Genomic DNA, 19,614 nt, shown 5'->3' with positions numbered 1-19,614 from the left:
GCATCCTCTCCCGGATTCGGATTTATCACTTACTTCCTGGAGGTGCATCCATGGCGGATACCGCTACAGCCGAACGGCCGCAGCCGCTGCCGCAAAAAAGGCGGTTTTTGACCGAGACCCGGCGCAGCCGTTTTACGGCGTATACATTCATTTCACCGTTCTTTATTTTGTTCTCCATCTTTGGATTGTATCCCATCGTGTTTACCATCTATTTGTCGTTCTATAAGTGGGACGCGCTGGGTCCGATGAAATACGTCGGCCTCAAAAACTACGAGTTCGTCACCGGGGATCCGACGTTCTGGATCGCATTCGGCAACACGCTCATTATGGCGCTTATGGGTACCGTCCCGCAGCTCATCGTGGCCTTGTTCGTAGCGGTCATGCTGAATTCTGCGCTGAACAAGTTCAAGAATACGTTCCGCGTCCTATATTTCATGCCGAATATTACGTCCATTGTAGCCGTTACGCTTGTCTTCAGCACGATGTTCGGCAACAACGGGATGGTCAACTGGATGCTGAACACGTTCGGCATGGAAAGCGTTCCGTTCAATTCCGGCTGGTGGGGCGTCAAAATCGCCATTTCGACCATGGTCATGTGGCGCTGGATGGGGTATAACGCCATTATTTTCTTGTCCGGACTGCAAAGCATCCCGACCGACATTTATGAAGCCGCGAAGATCGACGGGGCCAGCCGCCGCCAGCAGTTTATATACATTACCATGCCGCTGCTTCGTCCGTTTATTCTGTTCGTCACCCTGGTGTCCACGATCGGCGCGCTGCAGCTGTTCACGGAGCCGTATGTGTTCCTGGGGCAATCAGGTACAGGCTCCACGAGGCAGGAAGGGGTCACGATGGTCACCTATTTATACAATGAGGCGTTCAAGAACGGCTTCTTCGGAACCGCAGCCGCTACGGCCGTCCTCTTGTTTATCGCAACGATTGTGTTCTCCGTCCTGAATATGATGCTGTCGAGCCGGATGGGCGGAGATACGGGGAGGAAAAAAGCATGAGCACACTTTCAGTCACCCGCAAAAAGCCGGATGAACCCGGTATCGTCGCCAAGACGTTATTTTACGTATTCCTGATCCTCGGCGCCCTGGTTTCGATATTTCCGTTCTACTGGATGTTCGTCGTCGCAACCAACGGCAAAGATGCGGCCTTTCAAATTCCGCCGCTGCTTACGCCGGGAACTGCCTTTTTCGATAACTTCGCACGCGTGCTGGAGCGGACCGAGTTCTTCCGGGCGCTGCTCAACTCGGTCGTCGTCTCGACGGCGGTTACCCTTTCGGTCGTATTTCTGTGCACGCTGGCCGGATATGCCTTTGCCAAATATGAGTTTCCGCTGAAAAAAACGCTGTTCGTATTCGTCATCGCGACCATGCTTGTGCCTGCCCAGCTCGGCGTCCTGCCGCAATATGTCATCATGGCCAAGCTGCAGTGGATCGACAGCTATAAAGCGCTGATCGTGCCCGCCATGGTCAACGCCTTCGGAATCTTCTGGATGCGGCAGTATATCGCCTCGGCGGTCCATACCGAGCTGATCGAGGCGGGCCGGATCGATGGCGGCGGCCATTTCCGCATCTTCTGGAACATTGCTATTCCGGTCGTTACGCCGGCGATGGCAACGCTCGGCATTCTGAACTTCATGAACGTGTGGAACGACTTCTTCTGGCCGCTCGTCGTGCTCAAGAACCGGGAAAACTATACGATCCAGATCGCGCTTCAGCAATTGTTCACGAACAAGGACGGCCTTGATTTTGGGATGATCATGTCCGCGACCTTCACGGCAACGCTGCCGCTGCTGATCGTGTTCCTGCTGTTCAGCCGCTGGGTTATCGCCGGCCTGACATCAGGCGCCATAAAAAGTTAATCGACAAGAGCGCATTCGACAAGGAATGCCGCCCGGCGCGAAGAATAATAGAGATAGAGATTGGGGGGAGAACCGGCCATGAAGCTCCGCCGAAAAATATTGCTGGCTATTATTCTGCTTGTCTTCATCCCCGTCATTGCGCTGGGCGGTGTATCCTATTACAGCTTCTCCGCAGCCATGGAGAAGAAGTCGAACGATTTCTATTCGATATCGCTCTTGGAAACGGACAGCAAGCTGAAATTCGCATTAAGCGAGATTACGACGATTTCCAATTCGGCGATAACCCAGCAGACCGTTCAGCAGATGCTGAAGCAGCCGGATTATCCGATCACATACGAGCGGCGGCAGGAGATCAATAACCTCGTCAATCATCCGATGATTGCGTCGTTTGCGCTGTATTCGAACGAACAGCTTGTCTATCATACAAGCGGAGGCATGCCGCTTGCCGAGCTGAGAGGGGAGGATTGGTATAAGGCGGTCGGGGAGGCGGAAGGGCGCCCGCTGTGGGTCGGGCCCGGCGAGAACGGCTCGGCCGAATCGGGTGCCCCGGTCTTGATCCAGGCCAGGATGGTCAAAGACTATTACTCGCTGGAGGATATCGGAGCCTTCGTGATTTACGTGAAGCCGGATCTGCTGGATCAGGTGTTCTGGGAAGCGGCAACGCTGAAGCAGGGGGACATCCTGCTGGTTAACAAGCAGGGCCGGATCGTGTTTAACAAGTCCGGGGAGCATATCGGGGAACGGGCGGAGTTTCCTTTTCTGGCCGAAGAGGGCGTGAACGGCAAAGGGCATTACGTCGACCGCTACTTAGGGGAGAAGTCGCTGATCACGTATATGCCTTCCCACAATAAGGACTGGTTTCTGGTCGCGATTACGCCGAGCAAGCTGATCGCCGCCGAATCGGTGTCCATCCGCAACCTTGCGCTGATCCTGGGACTGATTTCATTGGTATCGGCTTTTTTATTCGACCGTTTTTTTGTCCGGCGCATGGTCCGAAGCATCATCAGCGCGGTGAACGGCATGAAGCGGGTGAAGCAGGGGATTTTCGTCCCGATTCCGCCGCATCATGGTGCGCAAGACGAGACGGGGCTCTTGATTGACGGCTTCAACCGGATGAGCACGCAGATTCAGGAGCTGCTGGCTCAAGTGGAGACCGAGCAGGCACGGAAGAAGGAAGCGGAGCTGCAGGCGCTGGTGGCGCAGATCAATCCGCATTTTATATACAACTCGCTGGAGTCGATTAACTCGATGGCCGTTCTGCAAGGAAACAAGGATATCAGCAAAATGGTGATCTCGCTCGGCAAGCTGCTGCGCATCAGCATCAGCGAGCATCATGAGCTCATTCCGCTCAGCATGGAGCTGGAGCATGTCCGGCATTATATGCGGATCCAGAAGTTCCGGTTTGAGGAGAAATTCGATTACGAGATCGAGCTTCCGGATTCGCTCAGGCACTTTGTCACCCAGAAGCTGATCGTGCAGCCGATTGTCGAGAACGCGCTGTATCACGGCATTGAGCCGATGGAGGAAAGCGGCTATATCAGCATCAAGGTATCCGAGCAGCGGGACGATATCGTCATTGATGTCACGGATAACGGACCGGGCTTCGACCCGGAAACGCTGATCGAGCTGTGGAACAAAGACCAGGGGCAGCTGAAAAAATACCGCGAGAACGGCGTCGGGCTCAAGAATGTCCACGAACGGCTCCGCATTCGGTTCGGAAGCCGATACGGCCTCATGATCTGCTCTTCGGCCGGTTACGGATCGATGATTCGTATTCGGATTCCGAAAATACTCACATGAAGGGGGAGCTCCACTTGAGATGGTTTTGGAATTGGGGCTGGATTGTTGTATACGCCTCTCTTTTGGCGCTCTCCGTCGTGTGGATTACGTTGCGGCAGCATGAGCCGGCACAGGAAGCCGCACCCGAGAAAATAACGCTGACGTTCCGCCACTTCTGGAACAAGGAGCATGACAAGCCGGTTCTGGATATTTTCGAATCCATCGTGCGCACGTATGAGAAAGCGCATCCAAACGTGAAAATAAACTTCGAGAGCATCGATCAGACGATCCACCGCGAGCAGAAGCTGAAGAGCGAGATGGTGACGGGAACGCCGCCGGATATGTTCGTGCTGTTCGGAGGCGCGGAGATCATCCCTTACGCGAGATCGAACCGGCTGATGGATTTGACGGACTTTTTGAAGGAGAACGGCCTCGCGAATCAATTTAAGGATCTTCATCACTGGACGCTGGACGGCAGGGTGTACGGTCTGCCGTTTGAAGGCCATGCGGAGCCGATTTATTACAACAGGACGTTGTTTCGGAAGCTGGAGCTTGAGCCTCCGGAAACGATGAGCGATTTGAGCGAGGCGATCCGGGTGCTGAGGGAGAACGGCCTGATTCCGTTTGCGCTAGGGAACGAGGACCGCTGGCCGGCCGGGATATTCGCGCAATATTTCATGGATCGCCATGCGGGTCCCGGGCTGATCGGCAGGCTGGTCGAGGGACAAGATGGGGTGAGCTTTCATAACGAGCCCTATCTTCAGGCGTTCCATGACCTTGAATCGTGGATCGGGCAAGGCGCTTTCAGCGAAGGAGCCAATGATCTTTCCACGGAAGAGGCGATCGCTTTGTTTACCGAAGGAAAGGCGGCGATGTATTTGAACGGCAGCTGGGACATCACGCTGTTTCAGAATGAGGACCGCCCTGAATTTCAGCAGGAGGTCGGCGTCATTCCGTTTCCGTCCCTCCGCCCGGGCGAAGCCCGCTCCTTGGCCGGCGGATATACGATCGGAATCGGTCTGTCCTCTAATCTGGATGAGCTGAAGAAGCAGGCAGCGCTGGAGCTGCTGCAGATGTTCTATACGCCGGAGGTCCAGACCCGCCTAGTTTATGAGGGACTGCGCGTTCCTTCGATGAAAATTACGTTTGATGCCAACGAGACGGGGCCGGTCTTCGCCCAGGTGATCGAGCTGATGGAGCAGTCGCCCAGCACCTTCATACCTTACGACAATCAGCTGTCGCCGGAGGTTACGCGAACCTTTCTTAAAGTGGTCGAGGAGATGATCGGCGGACGGATGGATGCTGCGGCAGCGCTGGAGGAAATTCAGGCGTCCTCGGTGCGGTATTGGCAGCTGCGAAGAAATGCGGTAATCGAATAATAGAGGGAAAGGGGGGACGGCTGTGGGAGGGTCGGACGGAAAATTCAGAGTGATGCTGGTCGACGATGAACCGATGATACTGCGCAGCCTGAAGGCGGCGATTCCTTGGGATGAGCTCGACCTCGAGGTCGTTGGGGAAGCGAAGAGCGGTGACAGTGCGCTGAAGCTCGCGCGCGACCTTTCGCCGCATTTGGTCATCAGCGATATCCGCATGCCGGGCATGGACGGGATTACGCTGATGAAAGAGCTGAAGGCCGACCAATCCAGGCGCCTCATTATCTTCATCAGCGGTTACGGCGAGTTCGAATATGCAAGGGAAGCGCTCCGTGAGGGCGCCTTCGATTACTTGCTGAAGCCGATCGATCATGAGGAGCTGACCGAGACGATTGCCAGGGCCGCCAAGACGCTGGAGCGGCAAATGGCCGACGACCGGATGCTGCATTCGGTTAAGGTTCTGTCCTTGCTTGCCCGCGAGCGGATGCTGACGGAATTCATCGAGGGCAGCCGAAGCCCGCTCCAGCATATGCAGTGGCTCGAAGACAGCGAGCTCGAGGACGGGTATACGATGGCCGTGATTCAGCTGGATCACTATCCGCGACTGAACCAGCAGTGGTCCATGGACGAGAAGCGGCTGTGGCTGTTCGCCGTACGCAATGTGCTGGAGGATTGGTCGCTGATGAATGGAGGGCTTACGGTATTTCCGTTCCGCAGCGGGGAGTGGGTGCTGCTGCTCCCAAGCTTGACCCGCGACCGGCAGGAAGCAATCGGGCGCGATCTGGTCGGGCTGATCAAGCGATATACGAAGCTGTCCTGCTCCGTCGGCTTCAGCGGCGGCATGACCGGTATCGACCGGCTCGGCGTGGCGTACGAAACGGCGGTGAGGGCTTTGTACCGGCGTTTTTATACGGGAGCGGAGGGCGTGTTCCCGGGAGGAGGGGAATCCGCAGCGGAGCAGTCTGGCGGATTGAAATATCCCAAGCAGCTGGAGTCGCTCATGGTGGAAAGCATCCGTACGCTCAACAAGGAGCGTCTGCTTGAGCTCTTGGACGAAACCAAGGCGTATATCGGCGAGCATGCTATCAGCCGGAAAATGGCGGAGCGTCTGCTGTTTGAGCTGAGTGTCGTGCTGTATCGGCAATTCGAGCATATGAAGGTGACGTTCGAATGGTCTCTGGAGGAACTGCTGCAGCAGTTCCAATCATCCGAGACGCTGCAGGAGCTGATGGATGTCATGAAATCGCGTTTCGGCCAATGGATGACCGACAGCCGAACCGGCCACTCCCGGGACAACATCCAGGCCGTCATCGGCAAAGCCAAGGCGTACATTGCCGAGCATTACCAGAAGGATCTCAGCATCGAGGAAGTATCCGAGCTGTCCGATTTGAGCATCGGCCATTTTTGTACGCTGTTCAAGCAGACGACGGGATATACCTTCCTGGAGTATTTGACGGAGTGCCGGATCGAGAAGGCCAAGAGCATTCTGCGCAATACCCAAGTCAAGGTGTACCAGGTTGCGCCGCTTGTCGGTTATCAGGATCCGCGGTATTTTACGCAGGTGTTCAAGAAAATAACGGGTAAGACGCCTTCCGAATACCGGGAGGAGGCAGCAACGCCCATGTAGGGCGGGGCTTCAAGCAGCAGTAACGAAGTATGATATCAAGAAGTATGAAGAAGTGCGGTATGAAATAGAATGCGAGAGTGCATAACAGGTGTGTTTTTCCTAACGATAAGGGAGGGACACCTGTTTTGATGGTTATGTTGTTACTATGGATGCCTGTCTCCGAATATATCTTTATTCAATAAATCTTAAAATTGAGACTTGACGATCGTTCCGTTTGGGTCTAAACTGATTCCACAAGCACCCCGAATAAGAGCAAGGCGCTGTTTCGACGGAGCCGGGCGTCAATTATACAACGGCATCGTTACGAGTCAAGGAGTCGTTCCGTCCCGCCGAACGGCAAAGCTGAACGAACAGGAGAGCCGCTGCACCTGTCCCGGAGTCACGGCAATCAAGATCAAGCCAGATCACCCAAGGAGGTAATCATCATGGAGTTTAAAGGCATTCACCATGTTTCCGCACTGACCGCATCGGCTTCCAATAATTTTGATTTTTATACTGAAGTTATGGGAATGAGGCTCGTCAAGAAGACGGTCAATCAGGACGACGTGTCGGTATACCATTTATTTTACGGCGATGAGAAGGGGAATCCCGGAACAGAGCTTACCTTCTTCGAAATTCCGATGGCGGGGCGGACGCGTGAGGGAAACAACAGCATATCCGCCACTTCGCTGCGGGTGCCGAGCGATCATGCGCTGACCTACTGGGCGGAGCGTCTGGACCGGCACGGCGTTGAGCGCGAGGACGTGAAGGAACGCGCCGGGAGGCTTACCTTGGCGTTCAGGGACTTTGAGGGACAGCGGATCAACCTCGTGTCCGATGAGAATAACGAAGGCGTAGCCGGGGGCCGTCCGTGGGCAAATGGGCCGGTGCCGCCGGAATACGCGATTATCGGCCTGGGTCCCGTTCAGCTGACCGTGCCGAACGCGCAGCCAACGGTGCAGGTGCTCACGGAGCTGATGGGCTTCCGGCGCAAAGGCCAGTACGCTTCGCCGGTGGAGGGTCAGCCGGACATTGCCGTATTCGAGACCGGAGAAGGGGGGACCGGTGCCGAGGTTCATGTGGAAGAGCGGACCGACCTCCCTCGGGAGCGCCTCGGACGCGGGGGCGTTCACCACGTAGCCTTCCGGGTAGAGAATGAGGAGGAGCTGAAGGCATGGATTCAGCAGATCGGCGCCGTCGGATTCCCGAATTCGGGATTTGTCGACCGGTACTACTTCCGTTCCCTGTATTTCAGGGAGCCGAACGGCATATTGTTTGAGGTGGCCACCGACGGCCCGGGATTCGATACCGATGAGCATATCGACCACCTGGGGGAAACTCTCGCGCTGCCGCCGTTCCTCGAAGGGAAGCGTGAAGCCATCGAAGCGAATTTAAAGCCATTAAACACCAAACGGTAAATTCATATTCTGAAATATATACTCCATTAAAAAATTCCCATAATGCGCCGGCCGCTCTCGTTCTATCCGAGAGTTGGCCGGCGTTGTTGCCGTGCCCGTATGCTACTCATACAGCCGGCAGATCGCTTTTGCGGCCGAGCCTACATGGTCACGGAGCTCCTGAGGGGCAAGCACTTTAATCTCCGCTCCGCAGCTTAACAGGAAAGCCGAAGCGGATTCCAGCGTTTCAAGCTCCAGATCGGCTTCGATCCAGCCTTCCTTGGCGCTGGGCTCCTGGCTGAGAATTTTGACATACCGTTCCCTTTCGAAGCGCTTGATCAGGGACTGCGTCATCTCGACCCGTGCGATGTAGCTGGGTAAATTTCGCTTAAAGCTCGCGATCGACTCTTCCCAGTAACGACCGAGATCGAAGCCCTCCGGACGTATGAAGGTATCCTCGAGCACCAAGGCATCGGCAATTCTTGAGACGCGGTATGTCCGGAGTCCCTCTGGCGTCTCGGCCGCAAGATACCAGGTGTTTCGTTTGGCGACAAGGCCGAGCGGATGCACGATGCGCTCCACTGGTTCGTCTCCCTTCATATAATGAATCCGCAGCTTGCGGTTCTCCCACAGCGCCTCTTGAATGACCGTCAAGTACGGATGCGATTGCTTGAAGGCATGCCAGCCAACGCCATCGATATGGATTTTCTCCCGAATCATCTCGGCGTCCTGCCGAATGGACCGCGGAGAAGATGCGAGCAGCTTCTGATAGGCGGCATCAAATTGCTTGCCGATCTCCAGATCGCCGATCAGCGGGCTGTGGCTTGATATGAGAAGCGAGATCAGCTCCTCCCGCGTCATCCCCGTCAGATTCGTCCGATAGCTTTCCTCGAGCATCCAGCCCCCAGCCTGGCCCCGCTCGGCGTATACCGGAATGCCGGCTGCGCTGAGGCTCTCCATATCGCGGATGATGGTCCGCTCCGAAACCTCCAGCTGCTCGGCCAGATAACGCGTATTCTTTTTACCCCCGTTCTGTAGCATCAGCATGATCGACAGCAGACGGTCTGCTCGCATGAAGGCGTCACCTCGACTTCGATTTCAATTTTTTCATTCATTGTAGCATGGATATAAGACAATGGATGTCATATATGAAGGATAAAATAATGGCCGTAAGAATGCGAATTTCGAAATCTAAGATGTGGGAGGTACTATCCATGGAAACCTTGGAATCGAAGCCATTGAAGGGGAAGGTTGCGGTCGTAGCAGGCTCAACCCGGGGAGCGGGCCGGGCGATTGCGGTTATGCTCGGAGCAGCGGGAGCGACCGTCTATTGCACCGGCCGCAGCGTCCGCGGGCAAAAATCGGATATAAATCGTCCCGAGACCATTGAGGATACGGCGGACATGGTGATTGAGCGAGGTGGCGTCGGCATTCCGGTTAAATGCGACCATACGGTCGAGGCACAGGTGAAGGCCTTGTTTGAGCGCGTGAACGATGAACAAAAGGGGCAATTGGACATCCTTGTAAATGATGTATGGGGCGGCGAGCATTTGACGCATTGGAACGTTCCCTTCTGGGAGCAGTTCCTGTCGGATGGCATGCTTATGCAGGAACGGGCGGTTACCTCCCATCTCATGACCAGTTATTACGGCGTGCCGCTTATGGTCCAGCAAGGGAGCGGACTTGTCATTGAAATCACGGACGGCTCCACCTATCGTTACCGGGGCAATCTATATTACAGCCTTGCGAAAATATCGGGCATCCACCTGGCGGAAGCAATGGCGGCTGAGCTTCGGCCCTATAACGTGACCGCGTTGTCCGTTACGCCGGGGTTCCTCCGATCCGAGCAAATGCTTGCGCATTTCGGTGTCAGCGAGGACAATTGGCAGGATGCCGTGGCGAAAGATCCGCATTTCATTGAGTCGGAGACGCCCTACCTGATCGGACAGGCGGTGGCGGCGCTTGCCGCAGATCCGAAGGTGTCGGAGAAGAGCGGAAGAGCGCTGACCAGCTGGGATTTATCGGACGAATATGGCTTCTCCGATATCGATGGCCGCAAGCCCCACTGGGGGAACTATGCCAAGAAACACGGATTGCCCCTCCCCTAAAGGAGTGGACTTCAATCGCAGCAAAACAGGGTGCCAAGCAAGCTGAAGGCTTGCTTGGCACCCTGTTTTTGCATCTTTTAACGTATACCCAATATTAAAGGGCTGGAGCTATTCATTGGTTCCTTATGTTTGCACGCAAGGGGAACGTCCTCCAGCCCCGCGCCAATGGGGTTCAACCCGAGGCAAAGATTACGAACGGTTACGTCTCATCGAGCCCATGATCAGGCTGACGATAAAGACGAGCACCACGGCACCGATCAATGCAGGTACGATGAAGAAGCCGCCCATTTCAGGCCCCCACTCGCCCAGCAGCAGGCCGCCGAGCCATGCACCGACAAACCCGGCGATGATGTTACCGATAATGCCGCCCGGGATGTCTCTTCCCATAATCAAGCCCGCGATCCATCCGATAATACCGCCTACGATTAATGACCACAGAAAACTCATGTTTATCACCTCGTATAAGTTATAGTTGTTTGTGCCTTACTATTAACCAAAGAAGCGACTTTTAAACCGGGTAACCCCAAAACTCGAATGTATTACTTTATTTCCAGCACCCTCAACCTTTGGGAGAACTGCTTTGAAAAACGGACGGGAATTGATATCCTTGAAATGTTGCGAGGGCGGCTTAGGCTAATAAAAAGGAGATGGAGTTAAGGCTATGGCAGAGAAATGGACCGAGACGTATACGATTCAATCCGTGGATTCGGATTTCAGGGGAGACTGCCGCTGGTCGTCGCTGCTGAGCATTATGCAAAGAGCGGCGGACAAGCATATCGAGGCGCTGGGAATCGACCGCGAGGAAATGATTGAGCGGGGACTCGGCTGGATGCTTATTACGCTTGAAGCTGATATGGCAAGCATTCCGCGCGACATGGAAACCATTCATGTGGAGACATGGAGCCGCGGCTCCAAAGGGGTTCTCTGGCACCGGGATTACCGGATTATGGACGATCGCGGGGAGCAGGTTGGCGGCGCCCGTTCGGTATGGACCCTGGTGGATATTCAGAAACGAAAAATTTTGCGACCGTCCATGTTTCCTTATGACGTTCCCATCGGGCAGGATTCCGTAGGAGAACTGCCAAGCAAGGCGGTAATGCCTGAAGGCATCGAGCTCGAGGAGGCCTATACCACCGTGGTCAGATACAGCGGAATCGACGTGAACGGTCATATGAATAACGCACGCTATGCCGACTTGTGCATGGATGTGCTGGATGAGCCGGAGCTGCAAGGGGATAAGGTGACCGGATTCAAAATTACCTACAACCACGAGGCAAGGCTGAAGGATACGATCATCGTCCGGCGCTCCGACGAAACCGGGGGCCGGATTTATGTGCAGGGCGTTTCCCCGGAGGGAACAAACTTTTTCGAAGCCGCGCTCGTTAAAGGGGAACAGTAAAAGACGAGGCGAAGCGATATTTACCGTTTCCGGCCTTGCATGCCATGAGGGGGAAGAATGATGTACAAAATCATGATCGTGGAGGATGATCCGAAGCTGGCGGGTTTGCTTGAATCGCAGATCGCTAGGTACGGAAACGAAGGCATCATCATCCGGGAGTTCGATCATGTGCTTGAGCGGTTCCGGGAAATCAAGCCGCATCTCGTGTTGCTGGATGTGAATCTGCCCAGCTATGACGGCTATTTCTGGTGCCGCCAGATCCGGTCGATGTCCACGTGCCCGATTATATTTATATCCGCAAGAAACGGAACCCCCGACCAGCTGCGGGCGCTGGAGAACGGAGCCGACGATTACATTACGAAGCCGTTCGCATACGACATCGTCATTGCCAAGATCCACAGCCAGCTGCGGCGGGTATACGGCGACTACGCCCCCGGCTCCGGCGAACGAACGGTGGAGAAGGAAGGGCTGGTTTTGTATCCGGAGCGGATGGAGCTTCAGCTGAACGAACAAACGACGCCGCTTACGAAGAAGGAAACGATCCTGCTGGAGACGCTGCTGGCCCGCAGCCCGCGCCTTGTCACCCGCGAGACGATCCTGGAGAAGCTGTGGGACGATACATTCGTGGATGACAATACGCTCAGCGTAAACATTAACCGGGTACGGAAACGGCTGATGGAGCTGGGCATCGAAGGCGCGCTGGAAACGGTACGGGGCTCCGGTTACAGGCTGCATCCCGTCTGGCAGAGGCCGCAATGAAGCGGCTCTTCTGGCGCGAGCATCTGGCGCTGATCCTGTTTACGGCAGCGGAGCTGCTCGTTGTGCTCCTCGTATTCTGGTACGACGGCTATGATCATCCCGTGACGGCCTCGTACGCGGTGCTGCTGGGGCTTTCCGTGATGGGGGGATATTTGGCATTCCGATTTTATACCCATCGGGATTTTTACGAGCGGCTGTCACAGCCTCTTGCCTCGCTTGAGGAATCCATCAAGCACAATGAATCGGCCCCATTGCCGACCGCTCTCAGCGAGCTGATGGAGGAGCAATACCGCCAATACCGGAACCAGATGGAGGAATGGGAGCGACGGCGGCGGGAGCATCTCATCTTCATGAATCAATGGGTGCATCAGATGAAGACGCCGCTGTCCGTCATCGAGATGATTACTCAGGAGGACGACAACGACGGCTACAGGAGCATCTCCGAGGAATCCGACCGCATTCGTCGCGGCCTGGATATGGTGCTGTACATGTCCAGGCTGGAAACCTTCGAACAGGATTTCAGCGTGGAGCCGGTTAAGCTTCATCAGGCTGCGGTGGACGCAGTGCATGAGAACAAGCGCTATTTCATTCACAGCCATGTCTACCCTGAGGTAGTCATCGATCCAGCTCTCACTGTCCAGACGGATGCAAAATGGCTCCGCTTCATCCTCATGCAGCTGCTGTCCAATGCCATCAAATATTCGTCCGGTTCCGGGCTCAAGGTTACGGTCCGGGCGTACTGCTCCGAGGATCGGCGCCAAGTGGCGCTGGAGGTGATGGACCGTGGGATGGGGATTCCGAAATCCGATACCAAGCGGGTCTTCGATCCGTTCTATACGGGGGAGAACGGCAGGAAGCTGAAGGAGTCGACCGGGATGGGCCTTTACCTGGTCAGCGAGGTCGTTCGGAGAATGAACCATCGGATCGAGCTGGAATCCGAGCCCGGGCATGGGACAACCGTAAGGCTCTTATTCCTGCAGTGATTCGATCTATAACGCGGAAGAAAGATCCGACAACGAACCTTATTCCGAGAATCAAGATGAGCCTCCCGAGGGCAGCTTGAAGCTGGGATAAGGTTCTTTTGCGTCGGCTAGGCATTTTCGATATGTTGTGTCAGGAGTGGGCAGGGTTATAATAGGCGAATCTTACACCGATGTAAGATTCGTGAAAGACGGATCGATAGGAGCTAAGAGGGGCATGCGCTACACTAGCCTTACAAGCAAAAGCCAATTTTGAAAGCGAGGTTTACATCATGGACATTTTATCCGTGCGCAATCTGGGCAAAGTCTATAAGGCGGCCGTGTCCCACGAAGCGCTGTCGAATATTAATCTAAGCATCGAGGAAGGGGAATTCGTCGGCATCATGGGGCCGTCGGGCAGCGGGAAAACGACCCTGCTCAACATGATCTCGACGATCGACCGGCCAACCTCCGGAGAGATCCGGATCGGCGGAGAAGATCCGTTCCGGCTGTCGCAGGATCAGCTGGCGATGTTCCGCCGCCGCGAACTCGGTTTTGTCTTTCAGTCCTTCAATCTGCTCAATACGCTCACGGTGAAGGAGAACATCGTGCTCCCGCTTGCGCTTGACGGTATCGGACTTGAGGAAATGAACCGCCGTGTCGAAGCGCTGGCCGACAAGCTCGGGATTACCTCCATCCTGAACAAACGGACCTACGAGATTTCGGGCGGCCAGGCGCAGCGGACGGCCGTCGCCCGTGCGATGATCCACGTGCCGAAGCTGGTGCTCGCGGATGAGCCGACCGGCAACCTGGATTCCAAGTCGGCGCGGGACGTGATGGAGATTATGGACCGCCGTAACAAGGAGGACAAGGTCACGATGCTCCTGGTCACACATGACCCGGTAGCGGCGAGCTACTGCAATCGGGTCATTTTTATCAAGGACGGCCAGCTGTACAACGAGATTACGAGCGGGGACAACCAGTCCGCCTTTTATCAGAAAATCATAAATGTGCTGTCACTGCTGGGAGGTTCGGGACATGAATTTTCGCCAGTTCGCCATTAATAACGTCCTGCGGAGCAAGCGGACCTATATTGCGCATTTTCTGAGCAGCGCCTTCTCCGTGATGATCTTCTTCACCTATGGCCTCCTAGCGTTCCACCCGGAGCTCAAAGATGGCATCGTCTCCTCCAGCGGAACGATGAGCGAGCTCGGAACGATAGGGATGACGGTGTCGCAATATATCGTATTCATCTTTTCCTTCTTCTTCCTGCTGTATTCCGTCGGGGCATTCATTAAGGTCCGCAAGCGGGAGTTCGGGATTCTGCTGATCCTGGGCATGTCCCGGAAGCAGCTCAACCGGATGCTGTTTATCGAGAACCTCCTGATCGGGTCGGCAGCGATCGTGGCGGGCATCGGAGCAGGCGTGCTGTTCTCCAAGCTCATCCTGTTGATCAGCGCCAAGGTGCTGGCGGTGGATAACGGGCTGCCGTTTTATTTTCCGCTGAAGGCGCTCCTGCTGACGGCGGCGGCTTATGCGGTGCTGTTCCTTCTGATCGCCCTGTTTTCTTCCGTGATGCTTCGAAAGGGCACGCTGCTTGCATTGGTTAAGGCGGAGGAGAGCCCGAAGCCGCAGCCAAAGGCTTCGCCTTGGCTGGCCGTCCTGGCGGTGCTGCTGATCGGTGCAGGCTACGGCGTGGTCATGGCGTTTGCCGTGCTGCAAATCTTCAACTTCCTGCTCCTGTTCGGAGGGGTGGCGCTGGTCATTCTGGGAACGTATTTCCTCTTCACGCAGTTCAGCGTTTATTTTATGCGGTATCTGCAGAGGAAGGAGAGGTTTTTCTTCCGCAAGACCAATCTGCTCACCCTTTCCGAGCTGATGTACCGGATCAAGGATAACGCCGTCATGTTCTTCCTCGTGTCGATCATCTCGGCTTCGGCCTTTACGGGGATCGGAACAACGCTAGCGATCGGGGATCCGGGACTGTCGGCCATGGAAAATCCTTATGCTTATACGTATCCCTACTTCGAGGAGGAAGCGGAACTAGGGAATCAGCATCTGTCGATCATCAGAGAGGAGCTGAAGAAGGGCGGATTCGACTACAAGGAGACGTCGGTACAGCCGATTTTCTCGGCGAACGGGATGAAGCTGGTCAAGCTTAGCGAGTACAATGAGCTGGCCCAGTCTCTTGGGTATCCGGCCGAGACTCTGGGTGAGGATGAGGCGATTCTGACGCCCAGCACGGTTACGGAAAAAAACAGCTACAGAATCCATGGGCCAGCTTATGAGGAGATCGAGCTTGAGACCGGTAAAGAGGCGGTCACGCTTCGGATAGCCAAAGCGGAAACGTTTATCGCCGTGCCTCAGGGCTATGGCGAGCAGTTTGTCGTATCGGACAGCCTGTACGAGAAGGTGAAAAAAACACAGGAGGAGCAGGGGGAGTACGGCTTCGTCATCTTCCATGCGTTTTACGTTAAAAACTGGAAGGATACCGGGGATGCGACAAGAGCAATGGCGGAGCGGTTCAATGAAAGCGGCGAATACAGCTATTACCTGAACTCCTTGTACATTGATTGGAAAAGCGCCCAGCAGAAAAACGGCATTCTGCTGATGGTCAGCGGCCTGGTCGGCATCGTCTTCTTCACCTTTGCGGCAAGCTTCGTATATTTCCGTCTGTACGCCGATCTGGCCCGGGACGAGCAGCAGTATCAAATGATCGCGAAGGTGGGATTGAGCCGGAAGGAGCTTGGCACCATCGTGACCCGGCAGTTATTGATCATGTTTTTCCTGCCGTTGCTCATCGCGCTTATACACAGCGGGGTAGCGTTCGTCGCGCTTCAGCAGCTCGTCGACTTCTCGATTGTGGGCCACAGCATCAAGATCTTCTTGTTCTTCCTGACCGTCCAGATCGTGTATTTCTTCATAACGCGCTGGCGTTATCTGGAACGATTGAACAAAATCATTCAATAGCCGCCCCCTACTCACGTTGAAATGCGCGAAAACGGGTATGTTATAACCAAGAGCGCATTAACGGGAAAAAGGAGGCGTTAGAAGCATGAACGAACACAGCATGCTGAATACAGGAGCGGTGGATACCGAAGAGGTGCTGCCCGATCTTATCAACCTTCGCACGATGATCGTCAATCTTCAGATGGTCGGCTCGCCCGGCACGGGCGATTGGGTACTGGTGGATACCGGCATCGGGAATTTTGAAGGCTCGATTGCCGAGACGGCGGAGAAGCGGTTTGGGCGGCCGCCGGTGGGCATCGTGCTGACGCACGGCCATTTCGATCATGTCGGCAATGTGAAGGAGCTTTCGGACCGCTGGGGGGTGCCCGTCTATGCCCACGAGCTGGAGCTGCCGTATTTGACGGGGCGAGAGGATTATCCTCCCGGCGATCCGAGCGTGGGCGGCGGCATGATGGCACGTTTAGCGCCGGTGTATCCGAACCGGGCGATCGACCTCGGCTCGCGCATTCACCCGCTGCCGATGGACGGAACGGTGCCGGGCTTGCCGGAATGGCGCTGGATTCCGACGCCGGGGCACAGCCGGGGGCATATCTCGCTGTTTCGCGAACGGGACCGGACGCTCATTGCGGGAGACGCGATCATTACGGTCCAGCAGGAATCGGCGCTGGCGGTGATCAGCCAGGAGAAGGAGCTTCACGGTCCGCCGATGTATTTTACGCCGGACTGGGATGCGGCAAGGGAATCGGTGCGCCGGCTGGAAGCGCTGAATCCTGCGCTAGCGGTGACGGGGCACGGGGTGCCGATGTCGGGCGAAGAGCTGGCGGTGTCGCTGAAGCGCCTGGCCCGGGATTTTGACGAGCTGGCCGTGCCGGAGCAAGGGCGTTACGTGGAAGATGACAAGAACCAGTAGCGGAGCAGGCAGGACGAAAGAATCATCCTAACCTAAACGCTTCATGGTTCATCGTTAACGGGCAATATTGGCCGGGTTGGATTGCTGCCAGAGTGTCTCCTTGCGATCCATCGATATGAAGATTTTGGGATTCCCGAAAGTACCGAATGAGTGATCAGAGGCCGTTTTGCTGCCGCCATGGGGTGGAGGAAAGCGTGCCTCTTTTTTTGTGGAAAATACGGGGAGGAGGTTATAATAGGGATACAGAGGAAGGGGAGAGCTATGAAAGTATTGGTATTGGCGGAGAAGCCGTCCGTGGCGAAGGAAATCGCCCGGGTGATGGGCAGCCGCGAGAAGCATAAGAGCTATTTCGAAGGACCGAAATACGTCGTTACCTGGGCGCTCGGGCACTTGATCGGCCTGGCGGAGCCCGAGGACTATGATAAGAAGTACCAGACCTGGGCGCTGGAGGATTTGCCGATCCTGCCGGACTCCATGCGGCTTAAAGTGCTTAGAGAGACGAGCCATCAATTCAAGAACGTGCAGCATCTGATGAAGCGTCAGGATGTCGGCGAGCTGATCATTGCGACCGATGCCGCCCGCGAAGGCGAGCTGCTGGCGCGCTGGATTCTGAAGATGGCGAAGTGGAACAAGCCCTTCAAGCGGCTGTGGATCTCGTCCCAGACGGATAAAGCGATCAAGGAGGGCTTCGCTTCCCTGAAGCCGGGCCAGCAGTTCGACCGCCTGTACGAGTCGGCGCGGTGCCGGGCGGAGGCGGATTGGATGGTCGGGCTGAACGTGACGCGGGCGCTGACCACGAAGTTCAATGCCCAGCTCTCGGCAGGCCGGGTTCAGACGCCGACGCTCGGCATGATTATGGACCGGGAGAAGGAAATCATGAACTTCCGTTCCCAGGAGTATGAGACGCTGCAGGTCGATCTCGGCAGCTTCGAGGCTTCCTGGCGCGCCGCGGGCGGCGACGGCCGTCTGTTCGAGAAGGAGCGCGCGGCGAAGCTCAAGCAGAAGCTGGAGGGAGCCTCGGGCAAGATCGTCAGCGTGAAAAAGAGCGAGAAGAACGAGCCGCATCCGCTGGCGTACGATCTGACCGAGCTGCAGCGGGATGCGAACCGCCGGTTCGGCTTCTCGGCCAAGCAGACGTCGAACGTCCTGCAGCGGCTGTATGAGCAGCATAAGCTCGTGACTTATCCGCGTACGGACAGCCGGTATCTGACCTCCGACATGGTAGGTACGCTGAAGGAGCGGCTGTCGAGCGTCGCGGTAGGGCCGTATGCATCACTGGCCCGTCCGCTGCTCCGCAAGAGCCTGTCACCGGGCAAGCGGGTCGTAGACGACAGCAAGGTAACGGATCACCATGCGATTATCCCGACCGAGCAGACGGTGCTGCTGAACCAGCTGACGGCCGACGAGCGCAAGCTGTATGATCTCATCGTCCGCCGCTTCATCAGCCTGTTCTATCCGCCGGCACGGTATGATCAAGTCGCCGTCACCGTTCAGATCGAAGGCGAGACGTTCCATGCGAAAGGGACGACGGTCAAGGACAGCGGATGGCGCGAGGTGTACGGCGGCGATTATGACGACGACGCCGATGGCGAGGATGACGAGGGACAAGGGTCAGCTCCAGAAGGCAAGCTGCTGCCCGAGCTGAAGGAAGGCCAGCCGGTGAAGGTTGCCCGCTGCATCCTGAAGCCGGGACGCACCCAGCCGCCGAAGCGCTACACGGAAGCGGCTCTCCTGTCGCAGATGGAGAAGCACGGCCTCGGAACGCCGGCGACGCGGGCGGATATCATTGAGAAGCTGGTCAGCTCGGATACGATCGAACGCCAGGGCTCGTCCCTGCATCCGACCGGCAAGGGCAAGCAGCTGATCGAGCTGGTGGCTCCTGAGCTGCGGACGCCGGAGCTGACCGCCCGCTGGGAAGCCGAGCTGGAGCGGATCGCGAAGGGGCAGGGCAAGCCTGAGCCGTTCCTGCGGGGCATCCGGGATATGACGCAGAAGCTGGTGACCGAGGTCAAGGGAAGCGACGTGGAATACAAGCCGCATAACGTCTCGAACAGCCACTGCCCGGACTGCGGCACCCGTCTGCTCGAGAAGAAGACGAAGCGCGGCAAGCTGCTCGTCTGCCCGAGCGAGGACTGCGGCTACAAGCGCTCCGGCGAGAAACGGCTGTCGAACCGGCGCTGCCCGCAGTGCCACAAGAAGATGGAGCTGAAGGAAGGCAAGGCCGGCATGTACGTGCAGTGCCTCGGCTGCGGCATAACCGAGACGCTCAAGAAGGACGCGAAGCATGTGAACAAGCGCGAGGAACGCAAGCTGCTCCAGCAATACAGCAAGCCGGAATCGATCGGTTCGAATCTCGGCGAGCTGCTGAAGGCTGCGCTTGAGCAGAAGGGCAAGGAATAGGCGCAAGAGCGCAAAGCCCGGTATAAATGCATTTCGTTATTCTTTCCTCCTGTCCGCATAACCTCCGTGACAATAGCCCATTCT

Annotated in this window: 16 protein-coding genes; 14 read left to right on the top strand and 2 right to left on the bottom strand. The window is 56.2% G+C overall.

Annotated elements, in window-relative coordinates:
- The first annotated feature begins 50 nt into the window (after positions 1–50).
- The 6 genes from BBD41_RS10465 (at position 51) to BBD41_RS10440 (ending at position 8,046) form a co-directional block, all read left to right on the top strand.
- Positions 51–1,010 (top strand): carbohydrate ABC transporter permease, encoded by a 960-nt coding sequence (locus tag BBD41_RS10465; protein ID WP_099477549.1) that lies wholly within the window; start codon positions 51–53, stop codon positions 1,008–1,010.
- The gene (locus BBD41_RS10460; protein ID WP_007132753.1) at positions 1,007–1,870 is read left to right on the top strand and encodes a carbohydrate ABC transporter permease; all 864 of its coding nucleotides are present in this window, start codon (positions 1,007–1,009) and stop codon (positions 1,868–1,870) included. Before BBD41_RS10465 ends, BBD41_RS10460 begins: the two co-directional genes overlap by 4 nt.
- A 78-nt stretch (positions 1,871–1,948) precedes the next feature.
- Positions 1,949–3,670: a cache domain-containing sensor histidine kinase gene (locus tag BBD41_RS10455; RefSeq protein WP_099477548.1), complete on the top strand. Its 1,722-nt coding sequence runs from the start codon at positions 1,949–1,951 to the stop codon at positions 3,668–3,670.
- A 14-nt stretch (positions 3,671–3,684) separates the two neighbouring features.
- Positions 3,685–5,028 (top strand): extracellular solute-binding protein, encoded by a 1,344-nt coding sequence (locus BBD41_RS10450; protein WP_077569769.1) that lies wholly within the window; start codon positions 3,685–3,687, stop codon positions 5,026–5,028.
- A gap of 22 nt (positions 5,029–5,050) precedes the next feature.
- Positions 5,051–6,649 carry a response regulator gene (locus tag BBD41_RS10445; RefSeq protein ID WP_099477547.1) on the top strand — a complete coding sequence of 533 codons (1,599 nt, stop codon included), beginning with the start codon at positions 5,051–5,053 and terminating at the stop codon, positions 6,647–6,649.
- A 425-nt stretch (positions 6,650–7,074) separates the two neighbouring features.
- Positions 7,075–8,046 (top strand): ring-cleaving dioxygenase, encoded by a 972-nt coding sequence (locus BBD41_RS10440; protein WP_099477546.1) that lies wholly within the window; start codon positions 7,075–7,077, stop codon positions 8,044–8,046.
- A gap of 102 nt (positions 8,047–8,148) precedes the next feature.
- Here BBD41_RS10440 and BBD41_RS10435 read toward each other — a convergent pair whose 3' ends face one another.
- Complete coding sequence (locus BBD41_RS10435; RefSeq protein WP_099477545.1) at positions 8,149–9,099, bottom strand: helix-turn-helix transcriptional regulator; 951 nt, start codon at positions 9,097–9,099, stop codon at positions 8,149–8,151.
- Between the two features lie 140 nt (positions 9,100–9,239).
- Between BBD41_RS10435 and BBD41_RS10430 the strand changes: the two genes are divergently transcribed.
- Positions 9,240–10,133 (top strand): SDR family oxidoreductase, encoded by an 894-nt coding sequence (locus BBD41_RS10430; protein WP_099477544.1) that lies wholly within the window; start codon positions 9,240–9,242, stop codon positions 10,131–10,133.
- 189 nt (positions 10,134–10,322) lie between these two features.
- Here BBD41_RS10430 and BBD41_RS10425 read toward each other — a convergent pair whose 3' ends face one another.
- The gene (locus BBD41_RS10425) at positions 10,323–10,580 is read right to left on the bottom strand and encodes a GlsB/YeaQ/YmgE family stress response membrane protein (protein WP_077569764.1); all 258 of its coding nucleotides are present in this window, start codon (positions 10,578–10,580) and stop codon (positions 10,323–10,325) included.
- 214 nt (positions 10,581–10,794) lie between these two features.
- Here BBD41_RS10425 and BBD41_RS10420 point away from each other — a divergent pair, with 214 nt between their 5' ends.
- The 7 genes from BBD41_RS10420 (at position 10,795) to BBD41_RS10390 (ending at position 19,530) form a co-directional block, all read left to right on the top strand.
- Positions 10,795–11,532, top strand: a complete 738-nt coding sequence (locus BBD41_RS10420) for an acyl-[acyl-carrier-protein] thioesterase (RefSeq protein WP_099477543.1) — start codon at positions 10,795–10,797, stop codon at positions 11,530–11,532.
- A gap of 60 nt (positions 11,533–11,592) precedes the next feature.
- On the top strand, positions 11,593–12,291 hold the full coding sequence (locus BBD41_RS10415) for a response regulator transcription factor (protein WP_077569762.1): 699 nt from the start codon (positions 11,593–11,595) through the stop codon (positions 12,289–12,291).
- A complete protein-coding gene (locus BBD41_RS10410) occupies positions 12,288–13,274 on the top strand; it encodes a sensor histidine kinase (protein WP_099477542.1) in 987 nt (328 codons plus the stop codon). The genes BBD41_RS10415 and BBD41_RS10410 overlap by 4 nt, the downstream gene beginning before the upstream one ends.
- Positions 13,275–13,543: 269 nt before the next feature.
- The gene (locus BBD41_RS10405) at positions 13,544–14,314 is read left to right on the top strand and encodes an ABC transporter ATP-binding protein (protein WP_077569760.1); all 771 of its coding nucleotides are present in this window, start codon (positions 13,544–13,546) and stop codon (positions 14,312–14,314) included.
- Entirely contained in the window at positions 14,289–16,220 is a 1,932-nt protein-coding gene (locus tag BBD41_RS10400) for an ABC transporter permease (RefSeq protein WP_099477541.1), read from the top strand. The genes BBD41_RS10405 and BBD41_RS10400 overlap by 26 nt, the downstream gene beginning before the upstream one ends.
- 85 nt (positions 16,221–16,305) lie before the next feature.
- Positions 16,306–17,130 carry an MBL fold metallo-hydrolase gene (locus BBD41_RS10395; RefSeq protein WP_099477540.1) on the top strand — a complete coding sequence of 275 codons (825 nt, stop codon included), beginning with the start codon at positions 16,306–16,308 and terminating at the stop codon, positions 17,128–17,130.
- A gap of 261 nt (positions 17,131–17,391) precedes the next feature.
- The gene (locus BBD41_RS10390; RefSeq protein WP_099477539.1) at positions 17,392–19,530 is read left to right on the top strand and encodes a DNA topoisomerase III; all 2,139 of its coding nucleotides are present in this window, start codon (positions 17,392–17,394) and stop codon (positions 19,528–19,530) included.
- Positions 19,531–19,614 lie beyond the last annotated feature (84 nt).

Source organism: Paenibacillus ihbetae, assembly GCF_002741055.1.
Taxonomy (GTDB): Bacteria; Bacillota; Bacilli; order Paenibacillales; family Paenibacillaceae; genus Paenibacillus_AQ; species Paenibacillus_AQ ihbetae.
Note: the sequence above shows the minus strand (reverse complement) of the source record. Positions and strands in the feature narration are given on the sequence as shown.